Below are 24,137 nucleotides of genomic sequence, written 5' to 3' on the forward strand. Positions count from 1 at the left end.
TCTCCAGCTCCTTCAACCGTGCGCGGTCGGACATCGAAAGTGGCTCTTCTTCGCCCTGGTGGGTCCGACGCCAGGTGGCCACCCAGCTCCCCAAGGTTCCCTCGTTGATACCGAGATCCTTCGCGATCGCCGATACCGGCCGACCCGAATCGATGACGAGTTTCACGGCCTCGTCCTTGTACTCGGGCGTGTACNGCCTCCGCGACTGACTCATTGATCTCCTCCGNTCACGGATCAATTATCCCACATAGGGATCACTGTCCGAAGAACGGGGACCACCTCAAGATGCCCGAGAGGTCCAGGACATCGAGCCGGAGGAGATCGGTGAGCCTCTTGCGGAGCTGCATCTGCGGCTGTGCGACGAGCTGCAGCCCGACCCGGTCGAACTCGGTCGGCGNCTCGCCGAGCTGGTCGGGTCCGCCCGTTACACCTCGTGCGTGGACGCGCCGGACGGCTACGCCGACCTCCTTGGCGACGAGGGTCTGGACGCCTACGAGGCGGCGCTCCACCACTGACCGGCCCACCACTGACCGGCCCACCCCGCCGCGCCGCCATCCTGCTCGCGACGATCGGTGCCAGTCGTCGCGGCACCAGTCCGTGCAGCCTGGTGCCCATGGCCGCAAGCCTGGTGGACCTACGGATTTGGAGCTCCTCGACCGCTGGATCTGGAGGGCCCTGAGTCAGGGATCTGGAAGGCCTCGAACCGGGGATCTGGAGGGCCTTGAGGCAGGTTCGCGGCGGTCCTGGGACGGACGGCAACGTCGAGTTTGTGGCGGCCTCGACGGGACCGGTGTCGAGACCACATGCGTGCACAGGTATCCCGCCGCTGACCTGCTTCCGGCCGGCGTGCAAGGGTTGAATCGTGCGGAGCCGGCAGGCGGGTCCGGACTGCGACCGGCAGGCTGGTCCAGGGCGCCAGAGCATGCGAGGTGATGGTGGGCAGTCGCAACCGTGAACGACGTAAGGCCAAGCAGAAGGCCCGCGCGAGCCGCGGCCGCGCTCAGGCGGCCGGCTCTGGCCCGGGGGCGTTCTTCCAGCAGGAACGCAGCCAGCGGGAGTCGCTCGCGGAGGCGATCGACATGCTGGTCGCGACGACGCTGAACGCCAGGAGCGACCAGGATGACGCGGTGGTGGCGGAGTGCCTGGGGGCGCTGGTCGCCGCGCCGGGCGGGCCGATCGGACGCCGGGCCGTCAACCGATCCCTGACCGGCTGGGTCGACCGCGCCGTCGGGGGGCTCTGGCAGGGCGGCTGGCAGCCGGTGGACCTGCACCGGATCGTGACCCGTCGGGCTGGCCAGCGGCCCGCGCGGCTCGTCGTCGACGCCATCGCTCTGCAGATGCGTCAGTACGCGGCCGCGACTGTCGACGAGCGGTGGAAGGCGCAGCTTCAGGTGCTCGACGCCACCGTGTGGTGGGATCACGACGACGCGTGGCTGGACGCCTGGGGCGACCGGGAGGGGCGGGACCGGGCGCAGGTGCTCGTCGACATGCTCGATCTGCTCGCCGAACTGCACTCCCTGCCCAGGATCGAACTTCTCTGCCCCCTACCTGGCACCGCGCGACGCGCCCCCCACGGCCTCGGGAACGGCCAAGGGAACGGGAACGCTCGGCGAGCCGAGGGTGGCCAGCCGGCCGGATCGACGTCCGACCCGAGCGCCGACCCGAGTGCCAACCCGCGCATGCTCGACAAGGTCCGCGCGCTGCTGGCGAAGGCCGAGTCGACCGAGTTCGCCGAGGAGGCCGAGGCGCTCACCGCCAAGGCGCAGGAGTTCATGGCCCGGCACAGCATCGACGAGGCGCTGCTCGCGGCGGGGGAGGGGTCCCGCGAGCAGCCGGCCGGCTGCCGGGTCGGCATCGACAATCCCTACGAGGCGGCCAAGGCCAGCCTGCTCGACGTGGTCGCCGGCGCGAACCGGTGCCGTTCGGTGTGGGCCAAGGAGCTCGGGTTCGCGACGGTGGTCGGTTTCCAGCCCGACCTCGACGCCGTGGAGCTGCTCTACACGTCGCTGCTGGTCCAGGCGACCGCGGCGATGATGAGGGCCGGGTCCCGCCAGGACCGCGCGGGACGATCCCGCACCCGGTCGTTCCGCCAGTCGTTCCTCGCCTCGTTCGCGGTCCGCATCGGCGAACGCCTGATGGCCGCGACCGAGCAGGCGAGCGAGCAGGCCGCGGCCGAGACGGGTGACGGCCGCCTGCTGCCCGTGCTCGCCGCCCGCACGGACTCCGTCCGGGAGGCGACCGAGACGATGTTCCCGGAGATCATCTCCCGCGCGGTGAGCGCGACCGACGGCGAGGGATGGGCCTCCGGCCGGGCCGCCGCCGACCTCGCCTCCCTGCACACCCGCGAGGAGGTGACCGCCGACCCACGCGGATAGCGCGACCGCGCCGGTCTGGCGGCAGCGGTGATCTGGCGGCAGCGGTGGTCTCCCTGTTGCTCTTGGTGGTCTGCAGGCGGCGGACAGCATTTGCTTCAAAGATGATCCAGATGGCTCCGACGCGGCGTACGCTGACCGAGCACTGTCCGTCTGCAGACATGACCGGAGGACACATGGCCCTGACCGACGCCGACATCCGGGTTCCCATCGAGGTACGTGACCGGCTCGCCCGCATCGCCTCTGCGGAGGGAATGTCCCTGCGGACCTACCTCACCCGCCTCTCCGACTCCGCGATGACCCCGGGCGAGCGCGCCGAGCGGTCCATGCGCACGCGGGACATCCTGCGTGCCTGGAACGGCTACAACCCGACGGAGGCGGAGATCGCGGAGATCGATGCCAAGCTCGATCCGATGCTCGACCGAGTCCGCCGGTGAGCGCGCCGGCACACGTCGTGCTCGACCAGACGGCGATGCTCGCCCTCGGCGGCGGCAACGTCGCCGCCTCGCGTCTGGTCGCCCGGGCCGACCGCGGGGATGATCTGTACCTGTACGCCCCGGCGTGCGCACTGGTCGAAGCGGACCGGGCCCGTCGGGGCGTGGCCGAGCACATCGCCTCCCTGGCGGCGGTGATCGTGCTGGATCTCGACCTGCCCGCCGCCCTCGCCGTCGCCCGCGAGGAGAACTGGGCCACCGCCCACACCCGCTACGCGGCCACGCCGACGCCGGAGCGCATCGACGGCGCCGCGGTCGCGACCGCCACCCCGGAGCACTGGCAGGACCAACCGTTCGACCTCATCAACCTCGCGCAGTGACCTGAACTTCGCGCAGTGACCAGGCCGAGCCGGGTGGCCGCTCGGCACCCGGCTCGGCCGGCCAGCCCGACTTGCCGGCCGTCCAGTCGACCGCGGCGGTATCGCCGGCTGGCACCTCGGGCAGGATCTCCGTCACGCAGTCACCTCTTCGCCGATCGCTGACGCGCGGATCGCGATCGTGACCCCGTCGCCCGCGGCTGGATCGACGGCGCAGTGCAGCCCGAGGTCGATGATGCGGCCGTCGCGGGCGTTCCATTCGCGGGCGCCGTCGTCGCGGCCGAGGATCGAGCCGAGCGCGTCGATCGTCGCCTTCCACAGGTTGGGCCAGGCGCGGCGAGGACCGACGACAAACGCGAGCTGGAGCGCGACACCGCGGCCCGACAACGGGCTGGCGGCGGTGATCTGGTCGCGTACCTGCTCCTTGAAAGCGGTTGTGTCGGCCGACGCCGTCGTGGTCACCTCGAACGTGTACGTCCCGCACGGGTCGTCGACGGGGACCGCCGCACCAACTCCTACTGACGACGTCGCCGCGTGACGCTTGGTCGCCCACACGNAGGCGAAGGCCCGGCCCGTCCGTTCCGTCAGCTTCGGCACGAGCGGGAACAGGTAGTTGTCGAGATCGTTCAGCGCGTACAGCGGCACGGTGTCGGCCAGCCCGACATCGAGTCGTAAGGCGAGCGGGCCGGAGGTCGCGCGGACGTTCTCGGCGACGGCCGCGTACACACCGTCGATGAAGGCGGCCGACCGTGCCTGGCCGGGCGACCCCGCCCTGTCCCAGCTCGCGAGCGCGGGATCAACACCGAGCGTGCTGTCCCCGGGGTGGGGCCGTGCGTAGAAGACAGGCACCGTCACTTGCCGACCGTAACGCCGCCACGGACACGTCCGTGCCGTGTTCACTGGCTGGTGCCGATCGCGGCGATCCCGTTCCGAACCGGCCGACGTCCAGCGTCTCCGGGGATCAGGGCGCGGTGTTGTCCTGCACCCCGGGGGCCTTCCGGGCGCGGGCGCGGCGCACCGCCTCGTCCACCAGCATCCGAGACAACTGCGCAACCTTGAGGTGCTGGGACTGGCTCATCGCCCGCAGCCGCTCGAACGCTTCCTCGGGGTCGCTCCCCGTGCGGCTCATGATGACCCCCAGCGCCTGGTCGATGACAGCACGGCTGGTCAACGCCTCCTGCAACTGGGCGGCCAGTCGCTGCGACTGCGCCAGGACCTGGGTGTTGTGTACCGATACCGCCGCCGGCTGGGCGAAGAGCTCACCGATCCGGATCGCCTTGGGCCCGAACGCGTCCTTGGCATGGGCGTAGACGTTCATCGCTCCCACCACCCGAGCAGGCAGCAGCAACGGCAGTGAGAGCACGCTGTGCACTCCCATCCGCCCGACCCGCGGGCCGAACCGTGGCCAGCGTGTCTCCCCACCCAGCGACCCCGACCACTGCGTGCGCCCCGACTGGACCGCNAGCAGGCACGGTCCCTCGCCCAGCCGGTACTGCACGTTGTCCACCGCCTGCACGAATTCGGCACTNGCCACCACCGTCTGGGCCCGGTTGTCCTCCAGCATCGTGAGGCCGGCACCCTCCGCCCCCGGAATCGCCTGTACCGCGAACTCCGCGATATTGATCAGCGTTTCGCGCACCGGCCGGAGCCCCGCCAACAGCCCCGACAGTCCCGCCAGGCTCGCCGCAAGATCGTCGTCCACAGCAGCAGCCCCTCACCGGTCAGCGCCGAATCACCTCGCCGCGNCTCGAACCGTAGACCAGGAAGTCACCCGCACGCGGCGCCGGACGAGGCACCTTCGTCACCGAGCGCGAAGGCCATCAACGTCTCGGGTGGAGGAGGGGGCGTAGCCTGAGGATGCTGAGAACCAGCCGACCCGGGTCGGGGACTGCCGCCCACGCCGCACCCCGCGAGCATGACTGCTCACCGCCGGGCATCCCGGTGACCGCCCCGCGGGAGCCACCCATGCCGTCCGAACACGTGCCCACCTCAGTGCGGCCCGAACCGCTAGCGGAGCTCGGCAGCTACTACGGAACGTACCGTGGCAAAACCGCCTACGCCCGGGAGACCAGCGCCGGGAGCTGGCAGGTCAAGGTCCACGATCNGACCAACCGTCTCGCCGGCCACGACGGCTGGCTGATGCTCGGCACCGGCTGGTCGACGCTGCCCGAGGCGTGTGCCGCCACCGGCCTGCGCTGAGCGGTGACGCCCCTGCCCTCAGCCCATTCCGCGACGAGACGGTGATCGCCACCCCGCTGGCCCACACCCTCGGCTTCCGCCCGCCGCCGGGGGCGTTCTTCACCGCCGCCGAGTGGGCCGACNAGCGGCCCACCCACCGCTGACGCGCTGCCCGCAGGCAGGTCTGGTCCAGGCGACCGTGGCGATGTCGCCCCGTCCGGTGGACGTGGCTCAACGCTGATCCCGGNCATTGTCTATGCTGGCGCTCGCGGCCCACCAGTAGATCTTCGAGAGTCGATCTTAACCCGACCATGGCGAGCGCGGAGGATCGGATGGCGAGCCTGATCGGGCGGTGGCGGATCGTGGAGATGGACCTGTGGGATCAGGAGGCCATCGACCTCGTCGAACCCGGGTTCATCGAGTTCGCCAAGGACGGGAGCGGCCAGTTCGGGTTCATCGCCGTCCGCGGCTGGCTGGACTGCCGTTTCACCGAGCGCGACGGCCGGCCCTTTGTCGAGTTCAGCTGGGACGGCGTCGACGAGGGCGATGAGGTCAGCGGGCGCGGCTGGGCCGCCCTGGGCGAGGACGGCGTGCTCACCGGGCACCTGTTCTTCCACCAGGGAGACGACTCGGGCTTCCGCGCGATGCCGTTCAGCGAAGTCGCCCCACGAAACGGGCGCTGAGCGGGTAGTAGTTCTACGAGTTTCTCGCGGCCGACCGACCGGCAACTCGACGCGCGGGCACAGGCCGCCGCGGTCCGCCAGCGCGTCGGTGGTCTGGCCAGTACCTGTGCGCTCACCCGGCGACCGCGTGGTGACGGCCGAGCAATGTGGCCAGCGTGGAGACCTCGGCGTGCCAGGCCTGGACCTGTGACCTGGTGGGGCCGATTTCGTACTGGTGGTAGTGGCAGGCGAGGCAGAGGTGGGACCAGGTCCGGCGGGCCCGTCCGGCGGTGGCGGGGGTGCTGTAGTGGTGCAGGCAGTGGAGCTTGGCGGTCATGTTCGGGGTGGCCAGGCCCGGCTCGGCGGCGGCGAGCGCCGCGTTGATGGCGAGCTCCAGGGCGGTGCGCAGGACGAGCGCGGCGCCGCGGTGGCGGGCGGCGAGCGTTGTCTGGAGGCGGCCGGCGAGCAGCGCGTCGGCGGTCTCGAGTAGTTCGGTGATCGTGGCGTCGGCGGTGCCGGCAGGTGACGTGCTCACTCGTTTCTCCCGGTCGGCGGCGAGACGGGGACAGACTGTGGACGAGCAGGACGAGCAGGACGAGCAGGACGAGCAGGACGAGCAGGACGAGCAGGACGAGCGGATCAGCCGGCGACGAGGCTCGGCCCGCGGACCGTGTCGGCGATGTTCTTGACGAGGTCGACGAAGCGGAGCGGGTCGTCGATCTGGGCGCCGTCGGGGTGGGAGCCCTTCTGGCAGTCCTTGACGACGCCGACCGCCCAGCCACCACATCGGTCCCGCAGCTGGTCGTAGACGTCCCCAGACTTCTCGGTGTCGCCGAAGAAGGCGAGGGCGGCGACCTTCGTGAGCTTCTCCGCGTCGGAGAGGGCGGCGTCGAAGACGGGTTCGGCCCCGCCGGCCTGGTGGTGGCGGATCCAGGCGGCCTCGGTGAAGGCGTTCTCCAGGGCGATCCGGCAGAGACCGGGCAGGACGTGGGTCCGCACTGCCGCCGGAAGCTTCTTGCTGGCCTGCGCGAGGCCGCGGGCCTCCTTGAGCGCCTGCTTGACCGGGTCGAGCGCGTTCTCGATCTCAACCTTCGACGCCGCCCCGCGCTCGACCTTGCGGATCGTGACGGAGAGGCCCTGGCTGCTGAACGCCCGCTGGAGGCGGGTGTCGTGGGTGAAGACGACGATCTGCCGCTGCCGACCCAGATCGGAGAGCACCTGGGCGAGTCCGTTGACCTTGGCGGGGTCCATGGACTGCACCGGGTCGTCGATGAGAAGGAAGCCGAACGGGCTGTCGGCGGTGCGGGCCCTCGGCAGGAACAGTGCCAGCGCGAGCGCGTGCAGCTCGCCCTGGCTCATCACGGCGAGCGCCGAGGCGTCGGCGTCGTCGACGGAGACGTCGAGGATCAGTCGGCGCAGCGTCGAGGTCTCCTTGCCGTCCAAGCCGACCTTCTTGAGGCTGACGCTGCTTTCGTGCCGCAGCGCCTCCCAGATTTCCTGCGCCTGGGCCTCGAAGGTGGCAAGCCGTTCCCGGCGCAGGTCAATGATGAGCGTGTCGAGCCACTTGCGGGCCTTCCGCAGGTCGCTCCTGCGTGCCTTGGCCGTGTCCACGGCGCGGGCCTGCTCGGTCCAGAGCTGCAGGCTGGCGAAGAGGGGACGCCACCGATCGTCGCGTTCCGCCAGCAGGACCCGGGCCTGCTTGCGGGCACTGGCACACGCCTCGGCCAGTGTCCGCGCCGTGCCGAGGGCCTCGTCGGCCAGCGCGGCCAGGTCCATGCGCGATCGGCACGCCTCCCACGCCTGCCGCACCGCAGCGAGTGCGGGCGGGACCGCGGGCGGCGAGACGATGAGCGCCTTCAGCCCGGTCTCGGCCTGCCGCAGCTCAGCGTCCGCGACCGCGACCGCCTGGCCCTCGTCGCGCAGCGCGGTGACCTGCGCGGCCGCCCGCTGCGCCCAGGCGTCGTCGAGGACCTGCTCGGTGCCGCAGACCGGGCACGTCTCGACGCCGGAGTGCCGGTCGCGGTGCCGTAGCGCCCGGGAGAGCAGCTCGGCGCGCAGCGAGGCGTCCTCGGCGTTCGTGCCTGTGATGGCCGCGGCGGCGGCGAGGGCGCCGCGCAGCCGCTGCACCGCCTGGTCGACCAGGTCGAGGTCGGGGCCCTGAAGGTCGGCGAGCCGGCGCAGCTCGGCGAGGTCACCGCCCTCGGTCGAGGGCAGGTTCGCCAGGATCCGGTCGAGCGCTGCGAGGTCGGGACCGTTCTTCTTCGTGCCCACAGCGGCAAGCGCGTCGCGGGCGCGGGTTTCCTCAGGTAGATCGCGGAGTAGTTCGTTGAGCGCGGTGGTGAGCGTGTCCCGCCCGGTGTCGATGCTCTTGGCCGCCGCGGTGTGCTGGCTCTGCTCGGCCTTGAGCAGNCTGTCGACGGCGGTCAGGTAGCCGAGACCGAGGATCTTGTCGACGACGTCGTACTGCCGGACCGCCTTGTCGTCGATCAGCTGACCCAGGTCGGCATAGGAGAGGAAGGGACGGTACTCGGTCGCGGCCCGCGCCCAGCCGGCCTGTGCGGCGGGCACGGCCGGGTGGCCACGGCGCTGGAACACGCCGTCGGAGTTCGTGAAATCGTCGCCGGGCCAGGTGCGGGTCAGCGTCGCCCGGCCGCCGCCGACCGCGAGCGCCACGTCGATCCGGGGCCGGCGGGTGAGCTCGTGCCGGTTGCGCCAGGCGCCACGGCGGGCGTCGTCCTGCCGTTCCCAGCGGGTGTTCGTGCCGAGGAAGGCCGTCTCGGCGCCCTCGGCCAGGCTCGTCTTCCCGGAACCGTTGCGCCCGACCACCAGCGTCACGCCCGGGCTGGCGGACAGCGACAGCCGGGTCGGAGCGCCGATGCCGCGATAGCCGGTGACGGCGATCGATTCCAGATAGATCCGGCCCAGCGCGCTGGCGGCCGGTGTTTCCACCGCGCCGAACGCCTCCCGCAGTGCGGCCTTCGCCGACTCGGGTAGTGCCGCCGCGGCCAGCCGCGCCGCTGCCAGCTCGGCGATCGGCGTCGCCATGACCGTCGGCTGCGGGTCCGGCGCGGGCTCCGGCGCTGGCGTGCCCGGCTCCGCTGCGGCCAGCGCGGAGGTGGAACTCTCGCCGCGCGGAACGCGCGGCTCGGGCAGATCGGTCTCGGCCATTGTTTCCCCCAAGAGTCCTGGTGGGTGTTCGCGGTGTCAGCTCGTTCAGGTGCGGCGGGTGTGCGGTTGCTGGCTTTCCTGCCGGCGGTCGAGGGTTGCTGCCCGCGAGGCCCCCGGAGCCCCCTGAAACACCGGGGACCTCACGGGCGGCAACCCGTCTTGCGCCGTCGACCGGACGGGACCGGCGCAGGGGGAACCTGGCCCTCGGCCCAGCCGGCGGTGGCTGGAAAACGCGCTGTGAACACGNGGGCGCGCCGGGCATGGCGAGGCCGCCTGCGGGACGGTGAGGGGTGTGTCGGACACTGAATGAAGAAGCGCCCCGCGAGGAACGGCGGCGGCGCCGAAGGTGGAGCCGGCCAAGGGTCGAGCGGTGGGTCGCCTCCGCGTCCGGAGGGCGACGGCGCCGGGGCCTGGCCTGTGCGCATCGCGACTGATCCGCGACAGGTCAGGAGCTTAGGGTCAGGCCGGACCGCTCGTCAAGTGTGAACAGTCATCTTGTGTACGCAAGCTCAAAGCGTTCACAAGGCTTGCCTGGGGCGCGATCAAGCCTGTATGGTCCGGGGTGTGGAGATCGACGGGCAGGAAGAGCTGACGGCCGCCGCCATCGCGCGGCGGATCGGCGTCGGCCGCGCCGCCGTGTCGAACTGGCGCCGCCGCTACGACGACTTCCCGCGGCCCGTGGGAGGCGGCGACACCAACCCGACGTTTCGCTGGGCCGCCGTCGCGGACTGGCTGGAACGGTCCGGCCGCGCGGAGCAGCTCGCGAAGGCAGGTCGAACGGAGACCGGAACGCAGGCTCTCGACGGCCCCACCGGCGGCTGGACGATCCGCGACGCGTCCGTCGAGTGGGCCAGGCGGAACGTCGAGGCCGAGCAGCGGCTGGCCCGAGTCCTCGTCTCGCTGCTGCCGCCGACGACCGCCGCCAGCGCCGGCGGCGGCGGCGACGATCACTTCGCCATCGCTGACGATCTGCCGGTTGTCTTCGACCCGGCCTGCGGTGACGGCACCCTTCTGCTGGCGGCCGCGGACCGGTTCGAGGACCGGGTTCGCTTGTGCGGCCAGGAGATCGACGAGGGGCTGACGCGCAGCGCCACCCTCGACCTGCGCGGCCATCCGCTCGCCGGCCCGTATGACGTCCGCCTCGGCGACTCGCTGCGCGGCAACCGGTTCACCGAGCTGCTCGGCAAGGCGGCGGCGGTGGTGTGCGAGCCGCCGTTCGACCGGCCGGGCTGGCCCGCGGAGGAGCTGGCGACCGACCGTCGCTGGGAGTTCGGCCGTCCGGAGCCCCGCGACGGCGAGCTGGCCTGGGTGCAGCACTGCTACGCCCACCTGCGCCCGCGTGGCACCGCCGTCGTCGTCGTCTCGCCGCGTGCCTGTGTCTCGCCGTCCGGGCAGGCGATCCGGAAGCTGATGATCGGCAAGGGCGCGTTGCGCGCGGTGATCGCGCTACCGGCCGAGATGAGCACCGTGACCGGCGAGGCATGTCTCTGGGTGCTGCGCCGCCCGCGCGGCGAGGAAGAGGACGAACCGGTCGTCCTGGTCGACTTTTCCTCTGCCGACAGGGCGGCGGCACCGCAACAGTTCGGTGAGTGGCGGCAGCTGTTCGGCCTGGCGATGTCGGGCGGCGCGGGGCGGGCGCGGCCCGGCCCGGTACCGGCTCGCGCGGTGACCCGGGCCCGGCTGCTCCAGGACGGCGAGGCCAATGTCCTGCCCTCCCGGTACGTGACCACCGAGGCGGAGGCCGGTGCCGATGACATCGCGCGGGTCACCGGGCGGCTCGAAGCGGTCTACGCCCGGCTCGGCGCCGGCTTGCCGCGGTACGCANCGGCCCGCGCACGAGACGACTTCGCCTACGTGACGCTCGCAGAGCTCGAACGCGTGGGCGCGCTGACAATCAGGCCACGGGGCACGACGCCGCGCGCCGGCGACGTCCTCGTCTGGCCGCGGACTCCGGGCGTCATCGCGGCGACCGGCGAGGAACAGACCGATTCGATGACGACCCACGTTATCGAACCGGACCCGGCCCGCCTCGATCCCGACTTCGTGGCGACGTTCCTGCGGCCCGAGGTCGAGGCCGTGCCGATCCCGCGGACAATCGGTGTGCTCGGCCGCGAGGATCTGCGGCGCTGCCGGATCCCACGCCTCTCGATCGCCGAACAGCGCCATTACGGCGCCGAATTCCGGCGACTGTCCGACCTGCGCGAGGCGCTGACGACGCTNGCCAGGCTCAGCACCACCGTGATCGACCAGACCGTACACGGGCTGACGGCCGGGACCCTGACCCCCGACCGGCTTGCACCGACGACGCCGACGCACGAGGAGAACCTGTGACTTCCCCGGGGCCCAGCCACTCGAAAATGGCCGCCGACATCTGGTCGGTGGCCGACCTGCTGCGCGGCGACTACCGGCGCCACGAGTACGGCGGCGTGATCCTCCCGTTCACGCTGATGCGGCGGCTCGACGCGGTCATAGCCGACACCCGGCAGGAGGTGCGGGACAGGGACGCGTCGCTGACCATCACGAACAAGCAGCGGCTGCTGGAGATCGCGGCCGGCCGGCCGTTCTACAACGTCTCCCGGCAGGACTTCGCCACGATCGCCTCCGACTCGACGAACCAGTCGGTGGTCGCGAAGAACCTGCGGGACTACGTCAACGGCTTCTCGCCGAATGTCCGCGAGGTGCTGGAGCGCTTCCGGTTCGACGAGACGATCGGCCGGCTGGCCAGCGCGAAGCTGCTCTACCTCGTGGTCGGGAAGTTCGCGACGATGCACGATCTCGACCAGCTTGAGCCCCACGACATGGGCTACGTGTTCGAGCACCTGATCCGCAAGTTCGCGGAGGACTCGAACGAGACCGCCGGTGAGNACTTCACGCCTCGTGAAGTTATCAAGCTCATGGTCAACCTGCTGGTGGCCCCCGACGAGGACATCGTCGCCGGGCCTGGGCAGGTGATCAACATCTATGACCCCGCCTGCGGGACCGGCGGCATGCTGACCACCGCCGAGGACCACCTGAAGTCGCTCAACCCCGACACGCAGATCTTCCTCTACGGCCAGGAGCTCAACCCCGAGTCGTGGGCGATCTGCCAGGCNGAGATGCTGCTGCGCGGCCAGCAAAGCGAGATCAAGCTCGGCAACTCGTTCAGCGAGGACNGATTCGCCGGGCGCCGGTTCGACTACATGCTCGCCAACCCGCCGTTCGGGGTGGAGTGGAAGAAGGTCAAGGACGAGGTCGACCGGGAGGCCGAGCTCGGCTACGCGGGCCGCTTCGGCGCCGGCCTGCCGCGAATCAACGACGGATCGTTCCTCTTCCTGCAGAACATGATCTCGAAGATGGAGCGGGTCGAGGGCAAGGTCAAGGGGGCCCGGCTCGCGATCGTCTTCAACGGCTCGCCGCTGTTCACCGGTGCCGCGGAATCCGGNGAGTCGAACATCCGGCGCTGGATCCTGGAGAACGACTGGCTCGAAGGCATCGTCGCCCTGCCCGACCAGCTCTTCTATAACACCGGGATCTCCACCTACTTCTGGATCCTCTCCAATCGCAAGCCAGCCAAGCTTGCCGGAAAGGTAATCCTGCTCGACGCCCGCGACCAGTGGGTGAAGATGCGCAAGTCCCTCGGCGACAAGCGCAAGCTCATCAGCGACAAGCAGATCGACCACATTANAAAGCTGTATGAACGGGCGCTGGAGGTTGCCGGCGATCCGGCGCACCCGGATCACGGCAAGGTGAAGATCTTCGGGACGCGGGACTTCGGCTACCACCGCATCACCGTCGAGCGGCCACTCAAGCAGCGCTTCGAGATCACCGAGGACACGCTGCTCGCCCTGACTGAGGCGAAGGCGCTNGCGAAGTGGGACGGCCGGGAGAAGCTGGTCGAGGCCCTGCGCGGCGCGATCGGCTCGGTCTGGTGGACCAAGGACGAGGCCACGGCCGAGCTGCTGACCGCCGCCATGGCCGGGGGAGCGAGCCTGCCCGGCACCGCGGCGCACCTGAAAGCCTTCTGGAACGCCGTCGCCGTCTCGGACCCGGCGGGCGAGGTCCAGCTCCACAAGGGCAAGCCGATCCCGGACCCGGACCTGCGCGACTTCGAGAACGTCCCCCTGGACGAGGACATCCACACCTACTTCGCCCGCGAGGTCACCCCCCATGTCCCCGACGCCTGGATCGACGAGGACAAGACCAAGACCGGCTACGAGATCCCCTTCACCCGCCACTTCTACGTCTACACACCCCCAAGGCCCCTCGCCGAGATCGACGCCGAACTCAAGGACCTGGAAGCCCAGATCCAGAAGCTCCTCGGCGAGGTGACAGCATGACTTGGAAGATCTCAAGGCTCAAGTATCTGTGTGTCGACTCCGGGCAGTACGGGCTAAACGTATCTGCGCAAGACTACGNCGATTCGGGTCATCGTCTAATCCGCACTTCGGATATCGATGAGAACGGTCGCCTTCGTTCCAAGAATGGTGCTGTTTACATCGATCTCCCGTTGGAACCACGGCACGAGATCAGGCCTGGCGACCTCTTGCTGTCCCGTAGTGGAACTATCGGTCGTGGCATGCTTCTCGGTGAGCTGGAGGAGTCAAGCACCTATGCGGGGTACCTGGTTCGGTTTCGCCCTCGTCTAGAAACCGACCCGCGATTTATGGCCTACGTTGCCGCGTCGAGTGGTTTCCAGGNAGCCATCGGGGCTGATGCGGTTACGAGCACGATCCAAAATTTCAACGCTGAGCGATATGCCAACATCGCTGTCTCCGTTCCGCCNCTCGACGAGCAGCGCCGCATCGCCGACTTCCTCGACGCCGAGACCGCCCGCATCGACCGACTCGTCTCACAGCGGCTTCGACAGCGGGAACTGCTTGATGAGTTGACTCTGAGCTTGATCGATGAGTCTATCGACCGTCTAGGCTTCATCCCGACTGTCCGCCTTGGGTACTTGGCCTTCGTTCAGAGCGGCGTGACGGTTGACAGCGGACGCCAGAACGACGGCGACGCCGTCACGCTGCCGTACTTGCGGGTCGCTAATGTGCAGGCTGATCATGTCGATCTTCGCGAGGTTGCCGAGATCACGGTGCCGCGCACGACCGCGGCGACCTCGCGCCTGCGGATCGGGGACGTTCTGATGACCGAGGGTGGCGACCTCGACAAACTCGGTCGCGGAACCGTTTGNCACGGAGAGATTCCGGAGTGTCTACATCAGAATCACGTCTTCGCCGTTCGGCCAGACCTTCGTGCAATAGAGCCCGAGTATCTGGCGTTGCTCACGCGAACATCGCGAGCGCGACGGTACTTCGAAAGCACTGGGAACAAGACAACGAACCTCGCATCAACCAGTAGCAGCAAGATCCGTGACTTCCGTGTGCCGCTACCAGACCTGCCGACGCAACGTGAACTTGTCAAGCATATCGATAGCCGACTCAAGGCGGTGGTCGAGTTGGACTTGGGGCTCTTCAATCAAATTGCCGCTCTTACGGAGCGCCGCCAGGCACTGATCACGGCTGCCGTGACTGGGCAGATCGATGTTGGGACCGCGCGTGGGCTGGGGGAAACCGCATGACGCCCGGGGCGCACACGGAGCATGCCTTTGAGAATCGGGTTGAGCAGGAACTGCTTGGCCATGGGTGGGAGGCGGGGCAGCCCACGTTTGGGTTTGATGCCGGGCTTGGGTTGGATACCGCTGAGCTGGTTCGGTTCATCGGGGCTACGCAGCAGAAGAGCTGGGATCGGCTCGTCGAGCTTTACGGTGGCAAGGAGCTCGCGCATGGGCAGTTCTGCCAGCGGGTGGCGGCGCAGCTCGACGAGCGGGGGGTGCTGGACGTCCTGCGGCAGGGGGTGCGGGACCGCGGCGTGCAGATCGAGTTGGCCTACTTCCGGCCTGGGCACACGCTCGCTGCCGACGCGCTCAAGGAGTACGACGCCAACGTTCTGACCGTCGCCCGGCAGCTTCGGTTCAGCGCGAAGAAGCCGAACGAGTCCGTCGACCTGGCGCTGTTCGTGAACGGACTGCCGGTGGCGTCCATCGAGCTGAAGAACGGGATGACCGGGCAGACGGCCGAGAACGCGGTCGCGCAGTACCGGAGGCGGGATCCGAAGGAGCTGTTCTTCGCGAAGCGCGNCCTGGTGCACTTCGCCGTCGACCCGGACAAGGCGTTCGTCGCGACCCGGCTGACGGGCCCCGACACCCGGTTCCTGCCGTTCAACCTGGGCACCAACGGCCCGGGGGAGTCGGGGGCCGCCGGCAATCCGGAGGCCAGGGAGGGCTCCTACCGGGTCGCCTACCTGTGGGAGGAGGTCTGGAGTCGGCACAACTGGCTGGAGATGCTGCAGCGGTTCGTGCACGTCGACGCGAAGGACCAGAAGAAGGGCTCGAAGAAGAGCGTCCACGAGCAGGGCCGGATCTTCCCTCGCTACCACCAGTGGCACGCCGTCCAGACGATGGTCCGCCACGCCCGGGAGCACGGCGCCGGCCAGAACTACCTGGTGCAGCATTCGGCCGGCTCGGGCAAGTCGAACACGATCGCCTGGCTCGGGCACCGTCTGTCGACCCTGTTCGACGCGCACAACCGGAAGGTGTTCGACAAGGTCGTCGTCATCACCGACCGGGTCGTGCTCGACCGGCAGCTCCAGGACACGATCTACCAGTTCGACCACACTCCAGGGGTCGTCAAGAAGATCGACGAGGACTCGACTCAGCTCGCGGCCGCGCTCGCGGACTCGACGTCGCAGATCATCATCTCGACGCTGGAGAAGTACCCGTTCATCCTCGACAAGGTCGCGGGCAAGGGCCTGGGCTCGAAGCGCTATGCGGTGATCATCGACGAGGCGCACACGTCACAGACCGGTGAGCAGGCCACGAAGCTCAAGCAGGCGATCGGCTCGAAGTCGGAACGGGAGCCCGACGAGGACGAGGCGACCTACCTGACCCGGATCCGGGGCAAGCAGCCGAACCTGTCGTACTTCGCCTTCACCGCCACTCCGACGTCGGCGACGCTGAAGCTCTTCGGCACCCCCGACCCGGACCGCCTGGACAAGGACGGCCAGCCGCTNCTCGCCCCGTTCCACGTGTACTCGATGCAGCAGGCGATCGAGGAGGGCTACATCCTCGACGTCCTCGCGAACTACCTGACCTACGACGCGATGTGGCGCCTGTCCAGCGATGCCGTCGAGCAACAGAACTCGGAGATCTCCAACCCGGAGGTCGACAAGAAGAAGGCGCGGCGCAAGCTCGTCCNGCTCGTCGAGGCGCATCCGGAGTCGGCGGCGCAGAAGGCGAAGCTGATCGTCGAGGATTTCCACACGAACATCGCCGGCCGGCTCGGCGGACGGGCGAAGGCGATGGTCGTCACCGACAGCCGGCAGCAGGCGTTCAACGTGTACCAGGCGATCCGCCGGTACGTCGACGACAAGGGTCTCGCGGACTGCCGCCCGCTGGTCGCGTTCTCCGGTTCGCTGACCGACGAGGACAGTGGCCACGAGTTCACCGAGTCGAAGATCAACGGCTTCCCGGAGGGCCGGCTTCCGGAGCGGTTCGCCTACGCGAAGGCCGACGACACCGACGCGGCGGCGCGCAACCAGGAGGAGTACCGGATCCTCGTTGTCGCGGACAAGTACCAGACCGGCTTCGACCAGCCGTTGCTGTGCGCGATGTACGTCGACAAGCCGCTGACCGGCGTCGCCGCNGTCCAGACCCTCTCCCGGCTGAACCGGATCCACCCGTTGAAGTCCCAGGACGACGTCCGGATCGTCGACTTCGTGAACACGGCCGAGAACATCCAGGCGTCGTTCAAGCCGTGGTACGAGATCACGCTCACCGAGCAGCCCGACGCGAACCTGCTCTACCGCAAGCAGCGGGAGGTGATGGACTTCCAAGTCCTGGACGTCTCCGAGATGGAGGCGTTCATGCGGGTGCTCGGGTCGGCCGGCCCGGACCGGATGCCCAATGCCGCTGAGAAGAAGCTGCACGCCGAGCTGCATCGCCTACTGGACCCCGCGATCGACCGGTTCAAGGCGCTGCCGACCGTCGCGGAGCGGGAGGAGTTCCGCGATGCGCTGGAGAAGTACTGCCGGGCCTACAGCCTGCTCGCGCAGGTCATCGACTGGGGCGACGCAACGCTCGAACGGCTCTACCAGTACGGCCGGATCCTGCTGCTCCGCCTGCCTGGCAGGGCCGCGACGGCCGTCGACATCGGCGACGCCGATCTGTCGCACTACCGTCTCGAGTTCACCGGCTGCCACGACGTGTCGCTCTCGCCGTCCGGCGACCAGGTCGTCCGCGGCCACGCGGCCGACGGCGGCGGCTACGTCGAGCCGGAGGTGGTCCGGCTCGCGGACGTCATCAACGACCTGAACGAGCGCTTCGGCCTGAACCTGGGGACCTCCGACCAGATCCTGCTGTTCCAGCAGGTCGCCAGCCTGGTCGAGGACTCCCGGATGCAGCAGGTCGCGCTGATGAACGACGAAGCGCGCTTCGGCCAGGTCGCCGACGGCCGGCTCGACGACATCGTCGCGGAGAACGCCGCGAAGAACGAGGACTTCATGAAGCTCTACTTCGACAACCAGGACTTCCAACAGGCCGTCAAGGAGGCCGCCCGCAAGCGTGCCTACCGGATCATCACCGACCCGGCCCGCGACGAGGCCCTGGCCCGCCTCCGCGCCGAAATGCTCCGCGAGACCACCTGAGATACTCGCACCCCGAACCGCATCGGGAGAACGCAGCACGGGGGAATGCGTGACTGACCCTTTCACGACCACCACCAGCGACTCATTGGACGACCGGATCCGGCTTGTCGGCCGGTATCGGATCGACGGGCTGCTCGGCAGCGGCGGCATGTCCGAGGTGTTCTACGGCTACGACGAGCGCCTCGACCGCCCGGTCGCCATCAAGCTGCTCCGGCCGCCAGGCAACCCGCCCGGCCAGCCGGGCAGCGCGGAACGGATCGCGTTCGAGGAACAGCAGGCGATCAACGAGAAGCGGTTCCTCCGGGAGATCCGCACCACCGCCAGCCTCGACCATCCGGGCATTCCCGCGGTGTTCGACACGNGCGTCCACACGTTCCCCGACGGCAGCCGCCGGGTGTGGCTCGTCATGCAGCTGCTGCGCGGATCGACCGTGCAGCAGCTCATCGAGGACACCGACTACGACACCGCGCCGCTGGGCATCGCTCGCGCTGCGGGTATCGGCGCCCAGGTCGCCGCCGTCCTGGACCGCGTCCACGCAGTCGACGTTGTCCACCGCGACATCAAGCCGGACAACCTCATTGTCATGCCCGGCGGGCTCGTGAAGGTCCTCGACTTCGGCATCGCGATCCTGCGCGGCGCCGATGCCCCGCCCCGGCTCACCCAGGTCGATCACACCATCGGCACCCCGGACTACATGTCGCCCGAGCAGCACCTCGGCAGCGTGATCACGCCCGGGTCCGACATCTACTCCCTCGGCTGCCTGCTGTTCGGCCTCCTCACCGGCGACCGGGTCTTCTACGTGACCGGCAGCGGTGTGTCGCTGCGCGAGTTGCACGTCAAAGCCGACCCGCCGCTGGTCACCTCGCTACGGCCGGACGTGCCCACCGAGCTGGCCGAGCTCGTCAACGCGATGCTCGCCAAGGATTTCCGGACCCGTCCCACGGCAGTGGATGCCTACCACGCCCTCGCCCCGTGGGCCGCGGCCCCGCCCGCGACGCCCTCCAGCGACGCGCTCGATCCGACGCAGCCGTTCCGCAACCCGCTGCTCGTCATACCGCGCCAGACCATCGCGGCGGCCGGTAGCGTCCCGGCACCACGCCCCGGCATAGCCGTCGTAGGCGAATCTGCGGCCAGCACTCTGCCTGGAGCAGGACCGCTGGCCATCCAGCTGGCCCGCCCGGGACTGTCCGCCGCCGCGCAACTGTCCGACACGGCGGTCGACGAGCTGCTGGCCGAGGTCGCGGAGCTCGTCGACGCGGACAGGCCGGCGGAGGCCATCGACCTGCTCGAGGCGGCCGTCGCGGCCGGCGCGCAGGATCCCGCCCGCGGCCTCGAACTGCGCCGCTTCTTGGCCGAGACGCTCTACCTGGCCGACAGGTTCACCCGGGCGGCCGCCCTCAACGACGCCGTCCGCGCCGAATGCCTGCGCTACCACCTCAAATTCAGCGACCCGTGGGTGCTCGACTGTTCCTACTACGCCGGCCTCGCCTACGCCCGCATCGGCGACCCCGAGAAGGCCCTCGACCGCCTCCGCGCCTACCTGGACAACGCCGACGCCGCGAAGGAAGAACACCTTCGCCTCCTGGAAGCGCGCCGCACCGCCGCCTTCATGCTCGCCGCCACCGGCCAGTCCGCGGCCGCTTTGGCCGCTTTCAAAGACCTCCGCCGTGCGTTGGCGACGACCTACGGCTCCGGCGCCTCAGGCGAACTCCAGAACCTCGACAAGATCATTACTAGGCTTGGGCGTGGCCTGTAGTAGGCAAACATGGGCTCGTGCCAGCGAGCGTGAAGGAGCCCCGGGTCACGTCGTGCGGGCGCCATCCGCCGCCTGCTCCCATCGCGGCGAGCCGGTCGAGTGTGGACGATCGTTGACAGGGCTCACGCTGCTGGTGGCAGCAGCGGCGGTCGTTCGGCGCGGGTCTTGATGCCGAGCATCATGCGGCGGGTCATGACGAAGCTGACCAGCCCGATGGGCGCCATCACCGTTCGGGTGATGACGCTGTCGAAAGCGACGCGTTCGCGGACAAACAGCCGTGTGGTGTTCGGGTCGATCGGCCGCAGCGTGAACGACCAGAGGAATTCCCACCTAAGCTTCTCGTCGCGTCGTATGGGGCGTCCGGCCGGCAGATTGGCGAGCTTAAGGACCAGTACTTCGTCGGGACGTAGCTCTTGGACGTACCAGCCCCCGGAGCGGTTGCGGCTTGCGTAGACCACGTCGCCGACGTTGAGCTCCTGCCACGCGTCGACGATCGAGTCCGCGCTGTGGATCCGCAGACCGACCAGGTTCTCGAGCCAGTCGTAGCTGTAGAAGCCGCCTCGGTCCGCGCCGAGCTGCACGATCCACGGCCATACCCGCGCCGGCGGCGCATCGATCGTGATCGCGCGGGTCACCTGGGTCGCTGGTTGGGCGACGAGAGAGTCACCCACAAGCGAGGCGTCGACCTCGTCGTCCGTGGCGCCCCACCGCTGCTGCCACGGCTTGACCACCCGCTCGTAGGCGGCCAGCCAGAGCCCGCCGGCTATCGCGAGCCGCTTACCTCGCATGCCCCCACCCTGGTTCGACCGTCGCTCCCGCCCGACCGCGCCGCAAGCCTGGCGCTTTCGTCACCACGCCGAGCCTACCGCCGACGCGCGAGGCGACCGGCAAGCTTCGCCGCCAGACCGCCGCTGATCGCGGCGTCGAGGTCGAGGAAGTCGCGGGCGGCGGCGCGGTTGCACAACGCGTCGACCTTGCCGGCCATGACGTCATCCGGGTGCAGCACCGGACCGACCTCCATCTGGACCGGTGGCTGGAGCCGCCAGTTGGCGACCAGTTCCACCCGGTGGACATCGTCGGGCTGACTCGGGTCGGTCACCTGATGTCATTGACACCTGAAGCCGCGCGATCAGCTCGTTCCGAAACTCCGTCTCGACCTTGAGGCCGTCCGCTCGGCACGCCACGATCATCGCATCGACGGCGGCCGGGAAATCCGCTGGTCAGGCCGCGGACGAGCGCCCGGTGGTCAGCTCGGGAAACCGGGTCTCCCACCGGCTACGGACCTGCGGCGGCAGGACCAGGTCAGGCCAAAGNCGGACCAGCGTGCGCCCATCCAGTCAGCGGGACAGATCCGCCGTCCTGGACGCCTCCCGCAGCACGGTTTCGTACATCCCGTGCCAGCCGGCGGGGACTCTCCAGGTCGTACCGAGGCGAACCCGACCAGTCCAACCACCGGTCCGGAACCACCACACCCCCTCGCCCTNGCCTCAGCCTCTGAGGGACACCGTCCAGGTGCCGTACTCGCGGGCGACGTCGGTGACTGTCAGGGTGCCCGACCGGGTCGGGTCGTGTGTGCTCAGGGCCTGATCGAGCGGGGCGATCAGTATGTCCTCGAGTGCGGAGCCGATGCTGTGGTCGTCGAGGTGTTGGTCGGTGGTGAGTTCGACGAGGAGGCGGGCGCGGGCGCGTGGGCCGAGGGTGAGATCGATGCCCTGTTCGGTGCGCAGGCGGGCGGCGAGCCGGCCGACGAGCAGATCGACGATCTGCTCGATGGCGGCGCGGTCATGGTGGTTCGGCACCACGCAATTGTCATCGGGGATGGTGAAGCTCAGGCCGGTTCAGGCCAGGCTCGGAAACAGCCATGCACCGCCTCCGCCGACGCTCGGCGTAGGCGAACGCGCGAGGAACTCGTCTCACGTGCTCGATCGTGCCGGGCCGGCGGACGACGCTGTCGCGGGGGCGGTGAGGTCGTAGACGGCCTCGCCGCCGATCGTCGTCGCCTTGTAGTGCTGCTGGACCCAGGTGCTGATCGTGCCGCCCGGCCCGCCGGACCGGCCACCGAACCCGCCGAATCCGCCGCCACCGGTTTGGCCGGCGCCGATGAAGTAGTGCACCCGGCCCGCGTGGACGTCGTTCTCGAACTGGGTCAGGGTAGGCGCCGGGTCGCGCCCGGTGAAGCCGCCGATGGCCATCACCGACGTGTCCGAGGCGAGTTCGAGGCCGGCCGCGGCCGAGGATCCCTGCACTGCGGCAGCCCACCGGTAGCCGTGGCTGGCCTTCAGTAGCGACGCCAGCCGGGCGTTCGTGGCGCCGAACCCGCCGAACCCGTCGCCGAACCCGCCGAACCCGCCGCCGAACCCGCCGGCACGTCGGCCGCTCGCCGCCGCGGAGCCGCCGAACGCGCCGAGGCGACCGGGACCGCCGTTTCCACCGCGGCTGCCGCGGACCGCGGGCCCGGCCGTCGGCTGGCCCCCGGACTGCGGGATCGTGGCGGTGACGGCCGCGAACGCCGCCGGGCCGCCGAGTACGGCGACGAGCCCGCAGGTCGCGACCGCGATGGCCATCCGTCCGACGAGCGCGCGCCGGATCAGCAATGCCACCGTTGCGGCGACGGCGGCCATCGCCACCACCACCCGCAGCCAGGGATACCAGGACGGGGTGCGGTCCAGCAGGGTGAACGACCAGGCTCCGGTCGCCGCGACCGCGGCGGCCAGCAGCAGCCGGCTCGTCCACTGCTGCCTGGCCCGCCACAGCGTCCAGGTGCCGACGCCGACCAGCCCGGCGATGCCCGGCGCGATCGACGCCGTGTAGTAGGGGTGGAAGGTTCCCTGCGCGAAGCTCAGCACGATCGACGTCACGATCATCCAGGAGCCCCAGAGGAGTAGCGCGGCCCGCGTCCGGTCCACGCGCGGCGCCCGCCGGGTCACCCACAGGCCGCCGAGGAGCAGGATCAGCGCGCCCGGGATCAGCCAGGAGACCTGGCCGCCGATCTGGTCGCCGAACAGCCGGTCCCAGCCGGCGCCGCCGCCGAACCCACCGCCGCCACCAAACCCGCCACCGCCGCCGCCACCACCACCACCGCGGCCGCCCAGCGCGGCCTGCACCCGTTCGGCCAGCTGCGGATCGCGCCTGGCCAGCTCGCTCAGGTTCGTCCGGCCGCCGCCGAACCCACCGCCGCCACCGCCGCGGTTGCCGTCACCGCCGAAGATCCGGCCCACGCCGTTGTAGCCGAAGGCCAGGCCGAGCGCGCTGTTGTCGGTGGAACCGCCGATGTAAGGACGCGAACCCTTCGGCCACAGTTCGACCGTCGCCACCCACCAGCCGGCGGCGACCACGATCGCCAGCCCGCCCGCGAGCAGCTGCCACACCCGCCGCCACGAGCCGGTCGGCGCGGCGATCAGGTAGACCAGCGCGAACGCGGGCAGCACCAGGAAACCCTGCAGCGTCTTCGTCAGGAAGGCCAGGCCGAGCGCGGCGCCGGTCGCCGCCATCCACTTCGTCGACGCCTCCTCGAGCGCGCGGACCAGGCAGTATCCGGCCAGGACGAGGACGAAGGTGAGCAGGCCGTCCGGGTTGTCGAAGCGCAACATCAGCGCCGCCACCGGGGTGAGCGCCAGCGCGGAGCCGGCCAGCAGGCCGGCGACGGGGCCGAACCACCTGCGCACGGCCGCGAACATCAGGCCGACCGCGGCCACGCCGCCCAGCGCCTGCGGAACGAGCATGCTCCAGCTCGAAAAGCCGAAGATCCGCCCGGACAGCGCCATCGCCCACAGCGACGCCGGCGGCTTGTCGACCGTGATGAAGTTCCCGGAGTCGAGCGATCCGAACAGCAACGCCTTCCAGCTCTTCGTCCCGGCCTGGACCGCCGCCGCGTAGAAGCTGTTCGCATAGCCCGAGGCGCCCAGGTCCCAGATGTAGAGCACCGCCGCCGCGGCGAGCAGCCCGACGAGCGCCGGCCGGGCCCACACCGGATCCGCCGGCCGGCCGCGCACCGCCCGCCGCCATCGGCTCACCGGCGGCGGATCGCCCGCGCTGAGGGGCGCCCCTGGCGCACCGGCATCAGCGTGATCATTGGCATCGCCGTGATCGCCGTCGCGCGCCGCCGGAACCGCCGGGGCGTCGGCGCTGACCGCGACGCTGGGTAGGACCGTCGCGCTGGAGGGGTCCTCGGGCTGCGTCATACGCTGGATACTCACCGTGCAACCTGTGCGCAAGCTGAGAGTGATCGGATGGGCCGCCGCCGGCCCCTGCTCCGACTCTCGGAGCCATGATGATCGACAGGAACTTCGAGTGGTTGCGGACCTGGCGGCCACCGAAGCGTTTCGTCCGCAGGATCAGGGCCGGGTGCAGGGGCGCCGCGACCTCGCCCGTTGTTGATGACTCCGGTCGCCGTGGTCCGGCGTCAGCCGCGTCCGTGTCGATGTAGACCTTCATCGTGATCTCGGATCGTTGTGCCGCTCGCTGCAGTGCTTTCCACAGGCCTGATGATCGCTGAAAGTTGAACCCGGAACGGA

General features: G+C 69.8%; 19 protein-coding genes and 15 pseudogenes. 22 read left to right on the top strand and 12 right to left on the bottom strand.

Translation table 11 applies throughout. The features are described 5' to 3' along the window. The coding region (locus FF86_RS27075) for a transposase (RefSeq protein ID WP_242419705.1) at positions 1-194 on the bottom strand (194 nt) is incomplete at both ends. 738 nt (positions 195-932) lie between these two features. On the opposite strand from FF86_RS27075, the gene FF86_RS27085 reads away from it, so the two are divergent. The 3 genes from FF86_RS27085 (at position 933) to FF86_RS27095 (ending at position 3,186) form a co-directional block, all read left to right on the top strand. Continuing rightward, positions 933-2,375 (top strand): DUF2786 domain-containing protein, encoded by a 1,443-nt coding sequence (locus FF86_RS27085; protein WP_242419706.1) that lies wholly within the window; start codon positions 933-935, stop codon positions 2,373-2,375. Positions 2,376-2,548: 173 nt separating this feature from the next. After that, positions 2,549-2,809 (top strand): hypothetical protein, encoded by a 261-nt coding sequence (locus tag FF86_RS27090; protein ID WP_044887955.1) that lies wholly within the window; start codon positions 2,549-2,551, stop codon positions 2,807-2,809. Beyond that, a complete protein-coding gene (locus FF86_RS27095) occupies positions 2,806-3,186 on the top strand; it encodes a hypothetical protein (protein WP_173667348.1) in 381 nt (126 codons plus the stop codon). Before FF86_RS27090 ends, FF86_RS27095 begins: the two co-directional genes overlap by 4 nt. Here FF86_RS27095 and FF86_RS34410 read toward each other — a convergent pair. The 5 genes and pseudogenes from FF86_RS34410 to FF86_RS64435 form a co-directional block, all read right to left on the bottom strand. Next, positions 3,170-3,322, bottom strand: a complete 153-nt coding sequence (locus FF86_RS34410) for a hypothetical protein (RefSeq protein ID WP_157866996.1) — start codon at positions 3,320-3,322, stop codon at positions 3,170-3,172. The two genes, FF86_RS27095 and FF86_RS34410, sit on opposite strands and share 17 nt — an antisense overlap. Then, positions 3,319-3,645 carry a hypothetical protein gene (locus FF86_RS36540; protein WP_206779044.1) on the bottom strand — a complete coding sequence of 109 codons (327 nt, stop codon included), beginning with the start codon at positions 3,643-3,645 and terminating at the stop codon, positions 3,319-3,321. The genes FF86_RS34410 and FF86_RS36540 overlap by 4 nt, the downstream gene beginning before the upstream one ends. Positions 3,646-4,144: 499 nt before the next feature. Then, positions 4,145-4,645, bottom strand: a 501-nt coding sequence (locus FF86_RS27105) for an ANTAR domain-containing protein (RefSeq protein ID WP_242419707.1), incomplete at its 5' end; no start/stop codon positions are given. A 1-nt stretch (position 4,646) separates the two neighbouring features. Beyond that, positions 4,647-4,711: pseudogene (locus FF86_RS58790) on the bottom strand (hypothetical protein); the annotation flags it as partial. Between the two features lies 1 nt (position 4,712). Continuing rightward, a pseudogene (locus FF86_RS64435) lies at positions 4,713-4,885 on the bottom strand (hypothetical protein); the annotation flags it as partial. A gap of 808 nt (positions 4,886-5,693) precedes the next feature. Between FF86_RS64435 and FF86_RS27115 the strand changes: the two are divergent. Then, positions 5,694-6,044, top strand: coding sequence for a hypothetical protein (locus FF86_RS27115; protein ID WP_044887959.1), 351 nt, complete (start codon positions 5,694-5,696; stop codon positions 6,042-6,044). Between the two features lie 112 nt (positions 6,045-6,156). On the opposite strand, the gene FF86_RS27120 is transcribed toward FF86_RS27115, so the two are convergent. Together FF86_RS27120 and FF86_RS27125 are read right to left on the bottom strand one after the other, a co-directional pair. Beyond that, positions 6,157-6,558 (bottom strand): hypothetical protein, encoded by a 402-nt coding sequence (locus FF86_RS27120; protein WP_044887960.1) that lies wholly within the window; start codon positions 6,556-6,558, stop codon positions 6,157-6,159. Between the two features lie 104 nt (positions 6,559-6,662). Continuing rightward, the coding region (locus FF86_RS27125; RefSeq protein ID WP_206779045.1) for an AAA family ATPase at positions 6,663-8,432 on the bottom strand (1,770 nt) is incomplete at its 5' end. A 1,323-nt stretch (positions 8,433-9,755) separates the two neighbouring features. Here FF86_RS27125 and FF86_RS27130 point away from each other — a divergent pair. The 18 genes and pseudogenes from FF86_RS27130 to FF86_RS68685 form a co-directional block, all read left to right on the top strand. After that, a partial coding sequence (locus FF86_RS27130) for a class I SAM-dependent DNA methyltransferase (protein WP_206779046.1) occupies positions 9,756-11,015 on the top strand: 1,260 nt, incomplete at its 3' end. 533 nt (positions 11,016-11,548) lie between these two features. Beyond that, positions 11,549-12,055, top strand: a 507-nt coding sequence (locus tag FF86_RS58800) for a type I restriction-modification system subunit M N-terminal domain-containing protein (protein WP_396230117.1), incomplete at its 3' end; no start/stop codon positions are given. A gap of 1 nt (position 12,056) precedes the next feature. Continuing rightward, positions 12,057-12,282, top strand: a pseudogene (locus FF86_RS68615) (class I SAM-dependent DNA methyltransferase); the annotation flags it as partial. 1 nt (position 12,283) lies between these two features. Next, positions 12,284-12,343: pseudogene (locus FF86_RS68620) on the top strand (hypothetical protein); the annotation flags it as partial. 1 nt (position 12,344) lies between these two features. Then, positions 12,345-12,612 (top strand): annotated as a pseudogene (locus tag FF86_RS68625) (N-6 DNA methylase); the annotation flags it as partial. A gap of 1 nt (position 12,613) precedes the next feature. Beyond that, a pseudogene (locus FF86_RS68630) lies at positions 12,614-12,854 on the top strand (N-6 DNA methylase); the annotation flags it as partial. A 1-nt stretch (position 12,855) separates the two neighbouring features. Further along, positions 12,856-13,035, top strand: a pseudogene (locus FF86_RS68635) (hypothetical protein); the annotation flags it as partial. A gap of 1 nt (position 13,036) precedes the next feature. Beyond that, a pseudogene (locus tag FF86_RS68640) lies at positions 13,037-13,507 on the top strand (SAM-dependent DNA methyltransferase); the annotation flags it as partial. Between the two features lie 206 nt (positions 13,508-13,713). Further along, positions 13,714-13,867, top strand: a 154-nt coding sequence (locus FF86_RS68645; protein WP_396230118.1) for a hypothetical protein, incomplete at its 3' end; no start/stop codon positions are given. Between the two features lies 1 nt (position 13,868). Further along, positions 13,869-13,952: pseudogene (locus FF86_RS68650) on the top strand (hypothetical protein); the annotation flags it as partial. Between the two features lies 1 nt (position 13,953). Then, positions 13,954-14,357: pseudogene (locus FF86_RS68655) on the top strand (restriction endonuclease subunit S); the annotation flags it as partial. Between the two features lie 384 nt (positions 14,358-14,741). Next, on the top strand, positions 14,742-15,303 hold a 562-nt coding region (locus FF86_RS68660), incomplete at its 3' end, for a type I restriction endonuclease (protein WP_396230116.1). A 1-nt stretch (position 15,304) separates the two neighbouring features. After that, positions 15,305-16,234 (top strand): annotated as a pseudogene (locus FF86_RS68665) (DEAD/DEAH box helicase family protein); the annotation flags it as partial. A gap of 1 nt (position 16,235) precedes the next feature. After that, positions 16,236-16,419: pseudogene (locus tag FF86_RS68670) on the top strand (hypothetical protein); the annotation flags it as partial. Between the two features lie 104 nt (positions 16,420-16,523). After that, positions 16,524-16,867, top strand: a 344-nt coding sequence (locus tag FF86_RS68675) for a UvrB domain 3-containing protein (protein ID WP_396230119.1), incomplete at its 3' end; no start/stop codon positions are given. Between the two features lies 1 nt (position 16,868). Then, a pseudogene (locus FF86_RS68680) lies at positions 16,869-17,867 on the top strand (type I restriction endonuclease subunit R); the annotation flags it as partial. 49 nt (positions 17,868-17,916) lie between these two features. Continuing rightward, positions 17,917-18,228, top strand: a pseudogene (locus FF86_RS58805) (serine/threonine protein kinase); the annotation flags it as partial. Between the two features lies 1 nt (position 18,229). Continuing rightward, positions 18,230-19,623: pseudogene (locus FF86_RS68685) on the top strand (serine/threonine protein kinase); the annotation flags it as partial. A 122-nt stretch (positions 19,624-19,745) separates the two neighbouring features. On the opposite strand, the gene FF86_RS27155 reads toward FF86_RS68685, so the two are convergent. The 4 genes from FF86_RS27155 to FF86_RS63835 form a co-directional block, all read right to left on the bottom strand. After that, positions 19,746-20,354, bottom strand: coding sequence for a hypothetical protein (locus tag FF86_RS27155; protein WP_206779047.1), 609 nt, complete (start codon positions 20,352-20,354; stop codon positions 19,746-19,748). Positions 20,355-20,485: 131 nt separating this feature from the next. Further along, positions 20,486-20,722: a nucleotidyl transferase AbiEii/AbiGii toxin family protein gene (locus tag FF86_RS27160; RefSeq protein WP_052681465.1), complete on the bottom strand. Its 237-nt coding sequence runs from the start codon at positions 20,720-20,722 to the stop codon at positions 20,486-20,488. A 388-nt stretch (positions 20,723-21,110) separates the two neighbouring features. Next, entirely contained in the window at positions 21,111-21,422 is a 312-nt protein-coding gene (locus FF86_RS27165; RefSeq protein WP_128423396.1) for a hypothetical protein, read from the bottom strand. 114 nt (positions 21,423-21,536) lie between these two features. Then, positions 21,537-23,804 (bottom strand): glycosyltransferase family 39 protein, encoded by a 2,268-nt coding sequence (locus FF86_RS63835; RefSeq protein WP_044887966.1) that lies wholly within the window; start codon positions 23,802-23,804, stop codon positions 21,537-21,539. Positions 23,805-24,137 lie beyond the last annotated feature (333 nt).

Origin of the sequence: Frankia sp. CpI1-P (assembly GCF_001421075.1) — a bacterium.
GTDB classification, from domain to species: domain Bacteria; phylum Actinomycetota; class Actinomycetes; order Frankiales; family Frankiaceae; genus Frankia; species Frankia torreyi.

Coding starts and splice junctions, on each gene's coding strand:
- FF86_RS27090 (WP_044887955.1), top strand. CDS start 2,549: ATGGCCCTGACCGACGCCGACATCCGGGTTCCCATCGAGGTACGTGAC.
- FF86_RS63835 (WP_044887966.1), bottom strand. CDS start 23,804: ATGACGCAGCCCGAGGACCCCTCCAGCGCGACGGTCCTACCCAGCGTC.
- FF86_RS27115 (WP_044887959.1), top strand. CDS start 5,694: ATGGCGAGCCTGATCGGGCGGTGGCGGATCGTGGAGATGGACCTGTGG.
- FF86_RS27085 (WP_242419706.1), top strand. CDS start 933: ATGGTGGGCAGTCGCAACCGTGAACGACGTAAGGCCAAGCAGAAGGCC.